The sequence below is a fragment of the Cognataquiflexum rubidum genome, assembly GCF_022538115.1.
Taxonomy (GTDB): domain Bacteria; phylum Bacteroidota; class Bacteroidia; order Cytophagales; family Cyclobacteriaceae; genus Cognataquiflexum; species Cognataquiflexum rubidum.
Map to the genome: position 1 here is coordinate 46,064 of NZ_JAKZAL010000023.1, position 15,885 is coordinate 61,948.

Below are 15,885 nucleotides of genomic sequence, written 5' to 3' on the forward strand. Positions count from 1 at the left end.
ATAGGCATTTGATTTTCAAATCATGCACAAAATCATTTTCCTGCCGGAATTACAAATGTTGCTCTCACCGGTGTCCCATCGATGGCAACACCTTCCACAATCACCGATTTAGGACTAGGGTTGTCATTCATAAAGAATTCTATCCGGAAAGCACCCTTTTCACTGTCAGTGATGACGTAAGGATTCCAATAAAGAGTTGCCCTATGGTCTGGTCCGATCGGGAATTCGTCCGCATTTTCATGGCTTACCTGATAGAAATTATTTGGGACAGAAAATCCCTCGACCACTATGGTGTTCATATTTGCCGTGGCAGTGTTCAGTATCGGAGATGGCTGTGTTCCTTTTTTAAGGTATATGGCAATCACCCCGTTTCTACCCATATCACCCATGATGGAAGCCATTCTTGTCACGACTTCTATCCTTTCCACATCATTGGGATTGATGGAATTGATGTTGGAAGCGGCACTGTTTCCCGGAAGAATGGCACCATCCACCATCACCATAGGTTCGAGTGAATTAGTCCCTGATGTGGCTCCACCCCTTAACGTCACCTGCCCAAAAGTATTGACTGCCATGCCCGGAATATAAGGCTTGAGGCTAAGTAAGAGGTCTGTCGAGTTTCCTCCCCGCATCAAAATATCTCCCTGAACTACATGATCTGCACGCCCATAGATAGCCATGGTTTTTGAATTGCCCTTCTCCTCATCTACAGTGACCTGATCTAGCTCTATCGTTTTATCCACCTCTTCTACCAAGGGAAATATGGGGGTTTGGACTGTGGTTATATTTGGCATTTTGACATAGTCAGGCACAAAAAACGGAGGATTCAAACGTGGCGTGATCTGGAATTTGCCAAAAGAATTTCCTTTTTTGTCCAGGGCCATAAAGGTGAAATCTAAAGGTCCATAGAAATCCATTTCTTCCAGATTGAATTTACCTTCGGTATCCGACTGAAGATCAAGCGACGCCGCAAAATTATTGAAATAGGCCGTGAAGGGGATTGCTTCAGGTTTGCCTTTGTCATTGAGAAATTGCCCGGAGATATTCATGTCCTTTTCGATGGGATAGGTGAATTTGTCCGTAGTGATATGTCTGGGGATTTCTTTGATGGTCAATCCATTCAGAATCGTAGGAGTTAAGGTAATTGGAGTTACATAATGATTATCCGTCACCGAAACAGAGAGATTGGCGGAAATGGGATTCCCCTTTTTATCCTTCAAAAAAACCTCGAGGCTTACTTTTTCTCTGGTTTCGTATTCGTTTTTGTCAGGCCGGAATGTACCCACAATCTGTGACATTGGTTCTTCTTCTGTTTTGGAATCTGTTATCCTATCATAAGGACTTAGGACTGCCACAGCTTTGACAAAGTAGGTGTCAGGGCCATAGTTCCTGTTCCAAGTAGTGTAGGATCTCAAATAATATTTTTTCTGTTTGAGTGTGTCGGGCAAAAACATATCCCCTATAGCCTGCCCATTTTCGATTTTGATTTTTTTCTGAATAAGTATATCCCTGTTTTCAGAAATCAGTTCTACATACAACACCTTGCTCAGTTCTTTTTTGAGGGTTGGGTTGGCGTAATTGAGGTAGGCTTTAAAAAACAGCTGATCTCCCTGATAGTAAAATGGCCTATCTAGGTGGAGGTAAACTTTCTCTTGGAGCCCATTCGCATCTTTTGCCATTTGGGTATTCGATTCCAAAGAAAAGGGCGGATTATAGTCCATGGGAAGGAGCGTGGCGACTTTTCTTTTGTCCATATCTCCTGAGAATGTCACATCCTTTTGGTTTAGAACGATACCGTTTGAGTTGATATTGACGTAATTGCCATTGACCTCAATCCAAGAAATGGGATAGGGAGCGTCCTTGTAGGTGTTGACGGTGCTATAGCCTTTTTCATAATGAATTTCGATTCTTCCTTTCAGATAAATTCTGTAATCCCCAGGTCTCTTACCGGGAGTCACGAGGGTTTCCGGTTTATATTCAATGACTGATTTTCCCAGTTCATTTGCAAAGATGTCCGAGCGCATGTTCAAGGTTTCAGCGCCTCCGGGCTTGTTGGCATAGAGCATGAATCCTTCTTGGTTGTGCTGGTTTTGGATCATTGCCCTGAACATGTTGGCAGGAGACTTCTTGTAAGTTTCCTCTCGGTTTTTTTGCCAGGATTGTTTAAGGTTTTGGTCCGTGGTGTCCATTTCGACAAATCTCGTCGCACCGGCGATGATGTAGTATTGGGGAGTAAAATAGAATTCCTTAAGGTCAAACGTGAGGTTGTATCCTAGTCCGTTATTTTTTATTTCTATGGGTTGGATAGCGGTGGCCCGGAAGCTGTTTGTAGTATTGTCTTCGGAAAATTCAATGACCCATGGATTGAGGATTTCGCATTGTGAAGCAAGGTTATCATTTCCCAAAAATAGATTTTTGAACCTTCTCAACTCCCTTTCCCAAGCCTTGTCTCTTGTCGCTTTGATTTCGACATCTGAGAGTTCCTGTTCAAAAGAAACCATGCTGACATTGAGAATAAATTGTCCTCCGGGTTTGATAGAAGCTGGTTTTTGGACAGCTTGGTATCCGATAAAAGAAAAGGCAACTTCGATCTCTCCTTCGGGAACATTGGCCAAGGTAAAATTTCCGTCCAAGTCAGTGACAGTCGAAAGAGTGGTGTTATTGATAAAAACATTACAAAAAGGAAGGGCTTCACCAGATTTACTATCAGTGACTTTTCCTGTAATTGTACCTGTTGTTTGGGCAAATCCTGTAAATGGAATCAGAAACAGAAAAAAAATAAGTGTGAAGTCTTTCATATTGAATTCTACTAATATTTAAGGCGAAATATAAAGGTTAATACGGTCAACGGAAAAGATTGGATCAAAAAAAAGCACAAAACCATAAAGATTTTGTGCCTTCATTTTCTGTTGGGAAGAAAATAGAGAAATTTGTATTATGTATAACCGCTTTATTGCAAGTAGCCAAACAAATAATGGTTGAGGAACGATTAACGGTTTTGTGGACAGTGGACTATCGATTGTGGACGAGTATCCGCACCCGATAAAGTCTCCTCAAGTCCAATGTGCAACATGGCGGATACTCACAATTTATTTTTTCTTTTTCCCTTTACCTTCCTTGATTTCTTCAATGTCTTCCCTGTCTTTGAGCTTTTTGTCATCGACATTTTTGTTTAGGAATTCATTAAGCTTATCGATGGAGAAAGTACTTGAAATCTCTCCAAAAGTATCGATGTTCATCTTAAAACCTTCCAGGTCTTTGTGGACTTTTGCGGTTTCTTCTTTTTTAGGTTTTTTAGCCATGGGAGTTTTTTCTTATTTGAATAAATCAGCGTACCTGTAAAGTGTCCAAGGCAAATTTGATCCTCTTGGACAATTCCTCTTTTCCGATAATGCTAAATACAGCCATCAGATCCGGCCCTGCACCCACTCCGGTCACTGCCAAGCGTACTGCCTGCATGACTTTACCCAATTTGATGCCATTGGCTTCTGCGGATTCCTCAAGAACAGCCTTTGCTATTTCAGGGGTGAAGTCTCCAGTATGGGTCGCTAGCTTTTCTATGTAAGTTGCCAATACGGTGACGACTTCGGCATTCCATTTCTTTCCTGCAATCTCATCGTCGAATGAAGTCGGTGCGATCAGCATAAACTTTCCTTCTTTCCAAAGGTCCGCTGGGAAAGTTGCTCTTTCTTTCATCACCTGCGCTATTTTCGCCGCTTTTTCTTTGTCTACAGAAAGCCCTTCTTTTTCGATGTCAGCTATAAGATAAGCTGCCAATTCTTCATCTGACTTGGCTCGGAGGTATTGTTCATTGAACCATTTTGCCTTATTGATATCAAATTTTGTACCTGATTTGCCGATTCTTTCAATCGAAAATGCGTCTACCAATTCTTCCAAGCTAAAAATCTCCTTGTGGTCGCCCGGGTTCCATCCCAAGAAAGCCAAGAAGTTCAACATGGCTTCAGGAAGGTAACCCCCTTCGCGGAATCCCATGGCTGTTTCACCTGAATTCGGATCTTTCCAATCCATCGGGAATACCGGAAAACCATGTTTGTCTGCATCTCTTTTGGATAGCTTCCCATTTCCGTCAGGCTTTAGCAAAAGCGGTAAATGCGCAAATTCCGGCATGGTAGCTTCCCAACCAAAATATTTGTATAGCAATACGTGCAATGGTGCGGAAGGAAGCCATTCTTCACCACGAATGACATGGGTGATTTTCATCAGGTGGTCATCTACGATATTGGCCAAATGGTAAGTGGGCATGCCGTCAGATTTCATCAAGACTTTATCATCCAAAGTACTGGAATGTACCATGACCCAACCACGGATCAGGTCATGCAATCTCACTTCTTCTTTTCTCGGGATTTTCACACGGATGACGTAGGCTTCACCGGAAGCCAACTTCGCCTTCACTTCATCTTCAGGAAGAGTGAGCGAGTTTTTCATTTGGGTTCTGGTGATAGAATTATACTGAGGAGACACAACCCTTGCGGCAGTCAGCCTTTCCCGCATCGCATCTAATTCCTCAGAAGTGTCAAATGCATAATATGCATGCCCTTTTTCGATCAGGTCAATTGCATACTGCATGTACATCGGTTTCCTCTCGGACTGTCGGTAGGGAGAACTGTTACCCGGATTCCAAGGACTCTCATCAGGTGATATCCCTAGCCAATCCAATGCATCTTTGATATATTCTTCTGCTCCGGGCACAAACCTGTTTTGGTCTGTATCCTCAATTCGAAGAAGGAATTTGCCTCCTGTTTTTCTAGCGTATAGGTAATTGTATAGAGCGGTTCTCACTCCGCCGATATGTAAAGCTCCGGTAGGAGAGGGTGCAAATCTTACACGTACTTCTTTGTTCATGGTATAGGATTATCTTTTTACAACCCTTGATAGTACAATTGGTTGTAAGGTTATCTATTTTGAGGCTGCAAAGATAGGAAAAGATAGGGATACCTTGTAATCACTAATAATGATAGGAAAGAATATAGTGATTGTTTTCTCTAGGCTACATTTCTTGAAATTGTTATTATTAGCAATAAAATGAAATACTTTAAATTTAGGAAAATAGAAATAAAAGTAGAACTCATTTTACTTTAAGAACCACCAACACATACCTGTCATCTTCTAACCTAGATTTGTTTCTTTTAACAAAATCTAAAATAGGTGCCTCAGCATCTATCTTAAGGATATTATCTTCACTTTTTTTAAAATCATCATAAAAATCAAGAGAAGGAATCATATATACAATTTCATCTTCTGTAAATGTCCAAGGAATATTCCTGATTTCCATACCATCTAAATCATTGACGAATCGACTTATTTGAGACTTAATTTTAAAATTCTTATCTAAAAAAATAAAATAGTTTCCATCACCACGCCTATTAAATCCAAGAAAATATTGATCAGAAAATGGGAAGAAGCAATGCAAAAATTCTACAAGTTTTTGCTCCTTCATGAATTCGTTTCTATTCGGTATTTCTTTTATCCTTAACCTAAGGTCATCTGAAATTGCACCTTGTTTAAAATCAAATTGAAGGATTTTCCGAAAGTGGCCTTTATAATCAAATAGAATAACATCATATGATAAAGGAACATTAAAAAGAATATCTCTTGAAAATGGGTCTGTATAAAATCCATGAATAGTTCGAAACATATAATTTTCATAACCTGTTCGAATGGGATACCATCCAATTGTTGTATCTGGGGAAATTCTTATAAAATTACTCCTATCTTGGCTTTCGGGAGCATTATTAAGATGATACAACTGAAAATTTGGGGTGTAAAATACATCACTTAATCTGTAAGGAGATTTTTCAGTAAATAAATGTTCCCCCTCATGTGAAAATGCAAGTATTTTATTTTGCCTTGCATCTGAAATCAAAAGTGTGTCCTCACGTACTTGGAAATTTTCTACCTGCATAAACTCCCCTGGTCCACCAATTCCTGTTGACTGAAAGATTCTTTTTACCTCACCATTACGGTTAAATTGAATGATATTATCAAGACCTCTATCCTGTGCGAAAATGTCTTCTTCAAAAAACTTTATATATGTTGGTCGCGCAATGGGCAAAGAATCATCATAATCAAGTAAAATGTATTCAATACTCTCAAAATGTTTGGACATTAAGGCTGGTTCACTTTGATTAATGTCAACCGGGATGGAAATTATACCCGAAACATCCATTGACTTGTCTGATTTACAGGATAAGAAAAAAAGTAAAATATAGAATGCATAAATATTTTTCATAGCTATTTCTCCAAATGGAAATAAGATCGCTTAAATGAAATTTTATTTTATAAGGTCTTCACAATTGTCAATTCAGATAAGTGCTTGTTTAAAACTATTGATTAATTAGGACTTGAAAAGGATTTTCTTTGAAAAATCTTAATCAATAACAAAAAAAGGGAACCCGTTTGGATTCCCTTTTTGAGAAAAAGACAGTTAAGCGTCTTTTCTGTGTCTGATTTTTTCTTTGATTTTGGCAGACTTTCCTTGACGACCTCTTAGGTAGTACAATCTAGCTCTCCTCACTTTACCCTCTCTCATCAATTCGATTTTGTCGATGGCTGGAGAGATGATAGGGAAAATTCTTTCCACACCTACACCGTTTGATACTTTTCTTACAGTGAAAGTTTCTCCGTTTGTATTTGGATTTTTTCTCTGGATGACGGTGCCTTGGAATTGCTGGATACGATCTTTGTTACCTTCGGTGATTTTCACGTGGACGTTGATGGTATCTCCTGCTTTGAAAGAAGGGAATTTGGCTCTCGCCTCGCTGTATTCCGCTTCTACAATTTTAAGTAGTTCGCTCATAGCTGTATATTTTATGTGCTTGTAGCGACTGCGCCTCGGCGCAATCTTTTGTTAGACTCAATGATATTACTTTCTTACATATATCGCCTCAGAGTTCTTTTCCTTCGAGAAGGTCCGGTCTTCTTTCTTTGGTTCGGCGAACCGATGCTTCAAATCTCCAGATATCTATTTTGGCTTGATGTCCTGACATTAATATTTCCGGTACTTTCATTCCCTCATAGTCTGCGGGTCTGGTATATACCGGTGGGGCCAAAAGCCCATCTTGGAAGGAATCTGTCAATGCCGAACTTTCGTCATTGAGAACTCCCGGAATCAACCTGATAATGGCATCTGTCACCACCGCTGCGGCCAATTCGCCTCCGGAGAGGACATAATCACCGATGCTGATTTCTTTGGTTATCCATTTCAGTCTGACCCTTTCGTCGACACCTTTATAGTGTCCACACAGGATGATGAAGTTTTCCTTGAGAGAAAGTTCATTGGCCATTCGCTGGTCAAATTTCTTTCCGTCAGGTGTCATGTAAATGACCTCATCATACTCCCTTTCGCTCTTGAGTGCTTCGATGCACTTTGCGATGGGTTCTATCATCATGACCATCCCGGCACCGCCTCCAAATGCATAGTCGTCGACTTGCTTTTGTTTGCCGCCAGCATAATCCCTCAGGTTGTGGACCCTCACCGTGGCCAAACCTTTTTCTTCCGCTCTTTTGAGAATCGAATGTGAAAAAGGGCCTTCCAACAATCCGGGAACAACTGAAATGATGTCAATGCGCATCAGTCTTCCAAATATATGTCAATCAATCCTGTGGGCAGGGAGCAGTAAACTTTCTTAGCTGCCTTGTCGACTTTCTGGATAATCTGGTCTTGAATGGGTATCAAGACCTCTTTTCCTTTATGTTCGACGCCCAATAAATCCTGGGTTTCCATGTCATAAATGACTTTAACCTCTCCGATAAGTCCGAGGGAATCATCGATTACCTCAAATCCTACCAATTCATGGTAATAGTATTGGTCTTCTCCAAGCTCGGGCAATTCGCTCATCGGAAGGAATAAAGCCGATCCTACGAGTTTGCTTGCATCGTCCACCGTGTTAAAATCCTCAAATTTTGCAAGCACCTTGTTGTTCGGTTGGGAGACAAAATGCTCAATAAAGAAAGGGACTAACCTGGTTTTTTGCTCGATGAAGACATGCTTCAGTTCTTCGTAGTCTTCCGGAAAATCTACATCCAGGACTACCGTAACTTCACCATGAAGCCCATGAACTTTGGACACGTAGCCCAATTGGAAACAATTGTCTTTGTTCATGGCGTAAAGGGGTATTAAGCTTGGGTTTCTTCGCCTTCAGCAGCTGCTTCAGGTGCTTCAACCTCGGCCGCAGGAGCTTCTTCTACTTTTGGAGTAGCAGCAGCGATAGCGTCATCTTCTCTTTTCTTGATGGCGTCAAGACGGGCTTGGTTTTTAGCTGTTTCAGCTTCAAATGCCTTGGTTTTTGCGTCTTCTTTTTCTTTGGTCAATCTATCCACTTTACCACCTATGGCAGTTTCTTTAGAAGATTTCCAGGTTTCGAATTTAGCATCTGCCTGATCTTGTGTGATCGCGCCTTTCAATACACCGATTTGAAGGTGTTTTTGCAACAATATACCTCTGTAAGAAAGCATAGCCTTTACTGTATCAGTCGGCTGCGCACCGTTCAACAACCATTTAAGAGCGCGCTCATTGTTGATGTTGATGGATGCAGGGTCAGTGTTGGGGTTATAAGTCCCGATTTTTTCGATAAAGCGTCCATCACGTGGAGCTCTAGCATCAGCTACTACAACGTCATAGATGGCCATTTTTTTTCTGCCTCTACGCGATAATCTGATTTTTACTGCCATATTAATTTGATATTTAGTGAATTGATGGATCCCGTCCATCTTAAATTTTGGACTGCAAAGATAGCGTATTAAAAATGAAATGAACAAATGACCCTAATATTATTTGCGGAAATGGAGGGAATTGATTTAACTTGCGACCTGATTTAGAGGCGAGAGAATCTTTACAAGTGCAAATGGCCTCGTAGTTCAATGCCTGCCTGCCGGTAGGCAGGGACAGAATAGTTGTTTCCTAAACAATAGATATGGGTTCGACATTTTGGGTATATGCGATCAAAAGCGAAAAAGACGGTCGGATTTATGTTGGAATGTCAAATGATCCAGAAAAGCGGTTGAAAGAGCATAATTCCGGAATTACTAAGTCAACAAAAGGTTTTATTCCTTGGAAGTTGATTTTTAAGGAATTTGTTGGACCTAGCCAATTGGCAAGGGAAAAAGAAAAGTATTTTAAAACGGGAATAGGAAAAGAATTTCTTAAATCGTTGTAAAAAAAATGGCCTCGTAGTTCAATGGATAGAATAGTTGTTTCCTAAACAATAGATATGGGTTCGATTCCCGTCGAGGCTACCAATAAAAATCCCTTCAGAAATGGAGGGATTTTTTATTTAAAGTTCATGGACATTTATATGTTGTTTCCTAAACAATAGATATGGGTTCCCTGCCTGCGGAAGGCAGGGATTCCCGTCGAGGCTACCAAGAAAAGTCCCTTCAGAAATGGAGGGACTTTTTGTTTCTTTTGATTTTTTAAAAAAGGAATTCCGACTATTAAACTGAAAACCCGCATTTGATAATTGGATTTGATTTTCCAATAGCCAATAAACCAATAACCATTAATTCATTTCTTTAAAAGTACCACTGCCCCACAATACAGGATATAGCAGGTGGGATTTCATTTGAAATTCCCTTAATTTAATCCGGTGATTTGATTTCAGATGGTATTAAGAATCCTGGGTTTCTTCTGCTTTATTTTCTCTTTAATTTCTTGTAGCCCTGAACTCCCTGAGGATGTTCAGGCAGCCTATGAGGAATTGCCCGAAGCATTGGATTTCAATATTCATGTCAAGCCGATTTTGTCGGATAAATGCTTCGCCTGTCATGGGCCTGATCTGGCAGCACAAAAAGCAGGGTTAAGCTTGCACGATCCCGAAATGGCTTTTGCCTCCCTCAAAGACTCCCCCGGCAAGGTAGCCATCCACCCTGGAAGCCTCCGTAAAAGCGAACTTTTTCACCGGATCATTTCAGAAGATCCGGAGTACCGGATGCCTTCCCAAGAATCAAATTTGACCTTGACTCCAAAAGAAAAGGCCATCCTGATCAAATGGATAGAAGATGGGGCTGAATACAAAAAGCATTGGGCTTTTATCCCTCCTCAAAAACATGACATTCCGAAGGTAAAGGATAAATCATGGACGAAAAATCCCATTGACCACTTTGTCCTTAGCAAATTGGAACAGGAAGGAATCAAACCATCGCAGGAGGCGGATAAGGAAACGCTCTTGAGAAGATTGAGTCTGGATTTGATAGGTTTGCCTCCAAGCCTTGCTGAGATAGATGCATTTCTTGCTGACCCTTCCGCCAATGCTTATGAAAAGCAGGTCGACAGATTGCTAAATTCTGCGCCTTATGGTGAGAAAATGGCCATGCATTGGATGGATATTGCGAGGTTTGCCGATACACATGGCTACACTGTGGACCGATATCGGGATGCATCGCCCTATCGGGATTGGGTTATCAGGGCTTTCAACCAAAACCTACCTTATGACCAGTTTATCACCCATCAGTTGGCGGGAGACCTTCTCCCCAATCCTACCAAAGAACAGCTGATAGCGACGGCATTCAACCGCATTCATCCCCAAAATATGGAAGGAGGAATTGTGGAAGAGGAATTTAGGGTGGAATATGTGGTGGACCGCACGAGTACCATGGGTCAGGCTTTTATGGCTTTGACATTGGGTTGTGCGCGGTGTCATGACCATAAATACGATCCGATTTCCCAAAAGAATTTCTTTGAACTCAGCAGTTTTTTCAATCAGGTGGATGAGGCCGGTCAGATTTCTTGGGATGATGCCATGCCTGTTCCGACGATGCTTTTGACCGATACGGAGAAAGACAACATGCTTTCCTACTTGCTTTCCCAAAAAAACAGGGAGGAAGAGGAACTGAAAAAAGTGGCTGAGAAGGAAGAAGAGGCATTTCAGGCTTGGCTGACATCCAAAGCCTTTCAAAATACTGCCAAACTGGATTTTCCGGCAAGTCGGGTCGGGTTTTATTCTTTTGACCAAAACTCCATACAAAACAATCTCAATCCTTCCCAAAAAGGAACAATGGAAAGCAGTGAGGTGAAAAACCAGAAACCCGCCTATGTAGAGGGTTTTAGAGGAAAAGCTGTCAAACTCAATGGCGATTCCTGGCTGGATTTGGGCGGTTCGGGTATTTTTTCACGCAGCGAACCTTTTTCTGTGAGTATTTGGATTTCTGTCCCCAAGTCTTTGACTGACGGAGCGATTTTCCACAAAGGTTCGGGCGCAGTGCTTTATAACTGGCGTGGATATCACCTCAGTCTCAAAAACAACCGATTGGAATTACTCATGGCGCACACCGCTCCATACAATGCCATCACCAAAGTCACCGAACAGGATATTCCCCGGGACCAATGGATCAATTTAGTCATGACTTATGACGGTTCTTCCAAAGCGAATGGACTCAAAGTATTCCTAAATGGGCTTGAAATGGCTACCCAAACTACCCATGACAACCTGTACAAAGACATCCTTTTTCAGGGGGGACAGCCTGGTTTGCAGGTAGGGGCAGTGTGGAGAGGCAAGGGACTCAAAGATGCTTTGGTGGATGAAGTCAGTGTGTATGACAAAGAACTTTCGCCCCTTGAAGTATTGCAGATTGCTAGGTTAGAAGAATATAAATCAATCCTTGCCCAATCCGGGGACGAATTCGATGCTCAAGAAAAACAGGCACTGAAAAAACTTTACCTCAACAACCATTCTTTGGCTTATAAAGAAAAGCTCAAAGCAGTCGTTACCCAAAGAAAAATCTATGCAGATTCTGTGGAGCGGATTCCGGAGATGATGGTCATGCAGGACAAAACCAATAAGCGGCCCACCTACATTTTGACCCGTGGGGAATATAATTCGCGGGGAGAGGAAGTTTTTCCCAATACCCCTGAAAGTGTCTTGCCTATGCGCGAAGACCTTCCAAAAAACCGCCTTGGACTGGCCCAATGGCTGACGGATATAGAAAATCCACTTACAGCAAGGGTGGCGGTCAACCGTTTTTGGCAAAATTACTTTGGAAACGGGTTGGTGGCTACTTCCGAGGATTTTGGAAATCAGGGACAAATGCCTTCCCATCCGGAATTGCTGGATTGGCTGGCGTTGGAATTTCAAAATTCCGGTTGGGATGTGAAAGCCATGCAGCGTCTGATTGTCACCTCTGCCACTTACCGTCAAGCCTCGAAAAACAGGCCGGAACTGATGGAAAAGGATCCTGACAATTACCTTCTTGCCCGCGGACCGTCGGTTCGTCTGCCTGCGGAATTGATCCGGGATAATGCGCTTTTTGCTGCAGGATTGCTGAATTCTACAATTGGAGGGAAAAGTGTGTTTCCTTACCAACCTGAGGGTCTCTGGAAAGTCAATGGAGCCAACTATGTTCAGGATAAAGGGGAAAATCTCTATCGAAGAAGCATGTACACCATTTGGAAACGCTCGGTCCACCATCCGACATTATCTATATTCGATGCCCCTGATCATAGTTTTTCGGTAAGCAAAAGGCAGGAGACCAATACCCCGCTTCAGGCTTTGGTACTGATGAATGATCCGACTTTTGTGGAGGCTTCCAAGGTTTTGGGTGAAAAGATGTTGGCTCATCCGGAAATCTCCAAGTCCATAGAAGATACATTCCGCAGACTTACAGGAAGAAAACCCAATCCTAAGGAGCTTCAAATTCTTCTAGAATTGCGGGAAAATGAATACCGTAAATTCAAATCGGATCAAAATAAAACGAAAGGCTGGTTGGCTTCAGGGGAATATCAGATTCCCCCGGACTTAGATCCTTTCCATCTTGCGGCCAATGCCGTCACCGCCAGTGCCATTATCAATTCAGATGCTTTTCTAACCAAAAGATAATATGAGTCACCATCACGATGCCCCTCTCAGGTCTTCCAACAGGGATCTTCAGGAGATTGAAAAGAATATGGACAGGAGGAGGTTTTTGACAAAAACCTCTTTGGGGCTTGGTTCCTTGGCCTTGGGCTCACTTATGGGAATGGAGAAGATTTTTGCAGAAAATCCCCATACTCCGCCTTTGCTTTCTGAGTCACCCAGCGGATTGGCAGGGTTGCCGCATTTTATGCCCAAGGCAAAGCGGGTGATTTACCTTTTTCAAAGTGGTGGGCCTTCCCAATTGGAATTGTATGATTACAAACCAAAGCTCATAGACCTTCACGGGCAAGAGCTCCCTGATTCGGTGAGAGACGGGCAGCGTCTTACCGGGATGAGTGCCGATCAAAGTTCGTTTCCAATGACTGCTTCAGCTTTCAAATTCAGCCAATATGGGCAAAGCAGGGCTTGGGTCAGTGAATTGATGCCCCATACCGCCGAGATCGTGGACGAACTTTGTTTTATCAAAAGCATGCAGACTGGACAGATCAATCATGATCCTGCCATTACTTTTTTCCAGACAGGTCATCAGCTTCCGGGCCGTCCCTCGATTGGCGCTTGGTTGAGTTATGGATTGGGTTCGGACAACCAAAACCTGCCTTCTTTTATCGTTTTGGTTTCCAAAAATGCCGTGCAGGACCAGCCGCTTTATGCCAGACTTTGGGGAAATGGATTTCTTCCTTCCCAATACCAGGGCATCCAATTCCGGTCTGGGCAAGACCCTGTACTTTATCTTGGCAATCCTGAAAATTACGACGGAAAGGACAGGCGCGAAATGCTCGATTACCTCAAATCACTGAATGAGGTGCAGTTGGATACTTATGGCGATCCTGAAATCAGTGCCCGCATCGCCCAATATGAAATGGCCTTCCGGATGCAGACCTCGGTGCCGGAAATTACGGATATGTCCAAGGAGCCTGATTCGGTGTATGAGATGTATGGTGAAGACAGCCGCGATCCCGGTACTTATGCCGCCAATTGCCTTTTGGCGAGAAAGCTCATTGAAAAGGATGTCAAATTTGTCCAGCTCTACCATCAGGGATGGGATCAGCACGGGAATTTGCCCGGAGGGATAAAAAACCAATGTCAAAAAACAGACCGGGCTACGGCTGCACTGATCAAAGACCTCAAGCAAAGAGGCTTGTTGGAAGATACGCTTGTCGTCTGGGGAGGGGAATTTGGCAGGACGGTGTACAGTCAAGGGACGCTTTCACCGGATAATTATGGCCGAGACCATCATCCACGCTGCTTTACCAAATGGATGTGTGGGGCAGGAGTAAAGCCGGGTTTTACTTACGGAGAAACAGACGATTTTGGATACAATGTGGTCAAAGATCCTGTTCAGGTTCATGACCTGCAGGCTACGATTTTACATCTTTTTGGAATAGATCACGAAAAACTCACCTACAAGCATCAAGGCCGCAGGTTTAGACTGACCGATGTAGAGGGTCATGTGGTAAAGGGGATTTTAACCTAGGATGGTCAAAATATGGTACAAGACCTGATTACTTTCATCGGCCGATTTCATCCACTTTGGGTTCATTTGCCCATCGGTTTTTTGATCATTGCGGTCTTTTTTAAAGCCTATGTGGTGTTGGGGAAAAAGCCCGCAATGCAGGAAGCTGTGAATTTTTCTTTGCTTTTGGGAACCATCAGTGCCTTGGTCGCGGCGGTGTTGGGGTTTATGCTTTCGCAATCCGGGGGCTATGACGGAGACCTTTTGGATATTCATTTGGTGGCAGGATGGACCACGGTCATTATTTCCGCCATTGCATGGTGGGTGAATAAAAACGAACTCAGATTTAGCAAAAAGCTGAATTATACTGTATTGGGATTTATGATCCTGGCGCTTTCTGTCACCGGACATTTTGGAGGAAGCCTGACTCATGGGGAAGATTATCTGACTGCTTTTGCACCTTTTGGAGAAAAGTTGGAAGAGACCAAAGGTCGGGTATTGGCCAAGGTGGAGGACGCGGAGGTTTTTACAGATGTGATTCAGCCAATTCTTCGAAGTAAGTGTCAAAGCTGTCACCGATCGGGAAAATCCAAAGGTGAATTGAATTTGGCTTCCTATGAGACAATGCTCCAAGGAGGAGAAAACGGCCCGGTTTTTATTGCGGCTGATGCTGAAAAAAGTGAGCTGATCCGAAGGGTAACGCTGCCTTCTGATCATGATGATTTTATGCCTGCCGAAGGGAAAAAGCCCCTGACGGAGGAGGAAATTCAAGTTCTCATTTGGTGGATAACAAAAGGGAAAGCTGATCCCAAAGCATCCTTGATGGATGCAGATGAGGAAATTATCGCATGGGCAAAGCCCAGACTAAATATTCTTGGAGGAGAGAAAATGATGGCGGTGAGCATCGATACGGCTTATTTAATAACCTTGGAGAAAATGGGTTTTCGGGTAAGGGTTCTCTCCCACGAATCCGGAGCTTTGGATGTCGTCTTACCATCGGATGCGGAGAAGGGTCAAGCCTCAGAACTTTTGAAAGCGCTTTTACCTATCAAAGATCAGATTTATTGGCTCAGTTTGGCGGGAACCGGAATTCAGGATTCTGACCTGAATCAGGTAGCTCAGCTCTCTAATTTGCACAGACTGCGGATCGAAAATAATCCCATCTCGGATTCCGGAATTTCAGCTTTAACGGGCCTTTCAAAACTCGAAAGTTTGAACCTGAACGGGACCAAAGTCAGCGAATTAGGTTTGGAAACACTTTCTGAAATCCATTCTCTCAAATCACTTTACCTTTGGAATACTGCAATTGATCCTCAACATGTAAAGGTGGAAAAATTAAGCGCTGCCGGAGTGAAGGTGGTTTTTGGGGGTTGATTTTTTTTGTTACAATAAAAAAAAGGTTCTTTTCTGAATTTTGAGGGAGGATTAATTTGAGACAAATTAGAAAAATTTGTAAAGTTCCTGATTCAAAAGACGAATGTAATTATCAATTTTTACTTTTTTAAAGGATATCCAGTTAATGTAGATTTCACTGTTTCCAATACTTGAAGAAAATCAGTATCGATT

At 42.5% G+C, this 15,885-nt stretch carries 12 protein-coding genes and 1 tRNA gene; 5 read left to right on the forward strand and 8 right to left on the reverse strand.

What is annotated here, in order from left to right; all coding sequences use genetic code 11:
- Positions 1–32: 32 nt before the first annotated feature.
- The 8 genes from MMU05_RS19470 to MMU05_RS19505 form a co-directional block, all read right to left on the reverse strand.
- Complete coding sequence (locus MMU05_RS19470) at positions 33–2,798, reverse strand: carboxypeptidase-like regulatory domain-containing protein (protein WP_241143336.1); 2,766 nt, start codon at positions 2,796–2,798, stop codon at positions 33–35.
- A gap of 291 nt (positions 2,799–3,089) precedes the next feature.
- A complete protein-coding gene (locus MMU05_RS19475; protein WP_241143337.1) occupies positions 3,090–3,302 on the reverse strand; it encodes a hypothetical protein in 213 nt (70 codons plus the stop codon).
- A gap of 25 nt (positions 3,303–3,327) precedes the next feature.
- Positions 3,328–4,863: a glutamate--tRNA ligase gene (gene gltX / locus MMU05_RS19480; protein WP_241143338.1), complete on the reverse strand. Its 1,536-nt coding sequence runs from the start codon at positions 4,861–4,863 to the stop codon at positions 3,328–3,330.
- 223 nt (positions 4,864–5,086) lie between these two features.
- Positions 5,087–6,250: a 6-bladed beta-propeller gene (locus MMU05_RS19485; protein WP_241143339.1), complete on the reverse strand. Its 1,164-nt coding sequence runs from the start codon at positions 6,248–6,250 to the stop codon at positions 5,087–5,089.
- A 195-nt stretch (positions 6,251–6,445) separates the two neighbouring features.
- The gene (rplS, locus tag MMU05_RS19490; RefSeq protein ID WP_241143340.1) at positions 6,446–6,817 is read right to left on the reverse strand and encodes a 50S ribosomal protein L19; all 372 of its coding nucleotides are present in this window, start codon (positions 6,815–6,817) and stop codon (positions 6,446–6,448) included.
- Positions 6,818–6,905: 88 nt separating this feature from the next.
- Entirely contained in the window at positions 6,906–7,592 is a 687-nt protein-coding gene (gene trmD, locus MMU05_RS19495; RefSeq protein WP_241143341.1) for a tRNA (guanosine(37)-N1)-methyltransferase TrmD, read from the reverse strand.
- Positions 7,592–8,122, reverse strand: coding sequence for a ribosome maturation factor RimM (rimM, locus tag MMU05_RS19500; RefSeq protein ID WP_241143342.1), 531 nt, complete (start codon positions 8,120–8,122; stop codon positions 7,592–7,594). The genes trmD and rimM overlap by 1 nt, the downstream gene beginning before the upstream one ends.
- A gap of 14 nt (positions 8,123–8,136) precedes the next feature.
- Positions 8,137–8,691 carry a 30S ribosomal protein S16 gene (locus MMU05_RS19505; RefSeq protein ID WP_241143343.1) on the reverse strand — a complete coding sequence of 185 codons (555 nt, stop codon included), beginning with the start codon at positions 8,689–8,691 and terminating at the stop codon, positions 8,137–8,139.
- A gap of 242 nt (positions 8,692–8,933) precedes the next feature.
- Here MMU05_RS19505 and MMU05_RS19510 point away from each other — a divergent pair, with 242 nt between their 5' ends.
- From MMU05_RS19510 to MMU05_RS19530, 5 genes are all read left to right on the forward strand, one after another.
- The gene (locus tag MMU05_RS19510; protein WP_241143344.1) at positions 8,934–9,176 is read left to right on the forward strand and encodes a GIY-YIG nuclease family protein; all 243 of its coding nucleotides are present in this window, start codon (positions 8,934–8,936) and stop codon (positions 9,174–9,176) included.
- A gap of 7 nt (positions 9,177–9,183) precedes the next feature.
- A tRNA-Arg gene (locus MMU05_RS19515) sits at positions 9,184–9,258 on the forward strand.
- A 362-nt stretch (positions 9,259–9,620) separates the two neighbouring features.
- A complete protein-coding gene (locus MMU05_RS19520) occupies positions 9,621–12,830 on the forward strand; it encodes a DUF1553 domain-containing protein (RefSeq protein ID WP_241143345.1) in 3,210 nt (1,069 codons plus the stop codon).
- Position 12,831: 1 nt separating this feature from the next.
- Positions 12,832–14,340, forward strand: coding sequence for a DUF1501 domain-containing protein (locus tag MMU05_RS19525; protein WP_241143346.1), 1,509 nt, complete (start codon positions 12,832–12,834; stop codon positions 14,338–14,340).
- 12 nt (positions 14,341–14,352) lie between these two features.
- Positions 14,353–15,693, forward strand: a complete 1,341-nt coding sequence (locus MMU05_RS19530; protein ID WP_241143347.1) for a DUF2231 domain-containing protein — start codon at positions 14,353–14,355, stop codon at positions 15,691–15,693.
- Positions 15,694–15,885 lie beyond the last annotated feature (192 nt).

Excerpts from the sequence above, each read along its gene's own strand:
- MMU05_RS19470 (WP_241143336.1), bottom strand. The coding sequence starts at position 2,798 with ATGAAAGACTTCACACTTATTTTTTTTCTGTTTCTGATTCCATTTACA.
- MMU05_RS19475 (WP_241143337.1), bottom strand. The coding sequence starts at position 3,302 with ATGGCTAAAAAACCTAAAAAAGAAGAAACCGCAAAAGTCCACAAAGAC.
- gltX (WP_241143338.1), bottom strand. The coding sequence starts at position 4,863 with ATGAACAAAGAAGTACGTGTAAGATTTGCACCCTCTCCTACCGGAGCT.
- MMU05_RS19485 (WP_241143339.1), bottom strand. The coding sequence starts at position 6,250 with ATGAAAAATATTTATGCATTCTATATTTTACTTTTTTTCTTATCCTGT.
- rplS (WP_241143340.1), bottom strand. The coding sequence starts at position 6,817 with ATGAGCGAACTACTTAAAATTGTAGAAGCGGAATACAGCGAGGCGAGA.
- trmD (WP_241143341.1), bottom strand. The coding sequence starts at position 7,592 with ATGCGCATTGACATCATTTCAGTTGTTCCCGGATTGTTGGAAGGCCCT.
- rimM (WP_241143342.1), bottom strand. The coding sequence starts at position 8,122 with ATGAACAAAGACAATTGTTTCCAATTGGGCTACGTGTCCAAAGTTCAT.
- MMU05_RS19505 (WP_241143343.1), bottom strand. The coding sequence starts at position 8,691 with ATGGCAGTAAAAATCAGATTATCGCGTAGAGGCAGAAAAAAAATGGCC.
- MMU05_RS19510 (WP_241143344.1), top strand. The coding sequence starts at position 8,934 with ATGGGTTCGACATTTTGGGTATATGCGATCAAAAGCGAAAAAGACGGT.
- MMU05_RS19520 (WP_241143345.1), top strand. The coding sequence starts at position 9,621 with ATGGTATTAAGAATCCTGGGTTTCTTCTGCTTTATTTTCTCTTTAATT.
- MMU05_RS19525 (WP_241143346.1), top strand. The coding sequence starts at position 12,832 with ATGAGTCACCATCACGATGCCCCTCTCAGGTCTTCCAACAGGGATCTT.
- MMU05_RS19530 (WP_241143347.1), top strand. The coding sequence starts at position 14,353 with ATGGTACAAGACCTGATTACTTTCATCGGCCGATTTCATCCACTTTGG.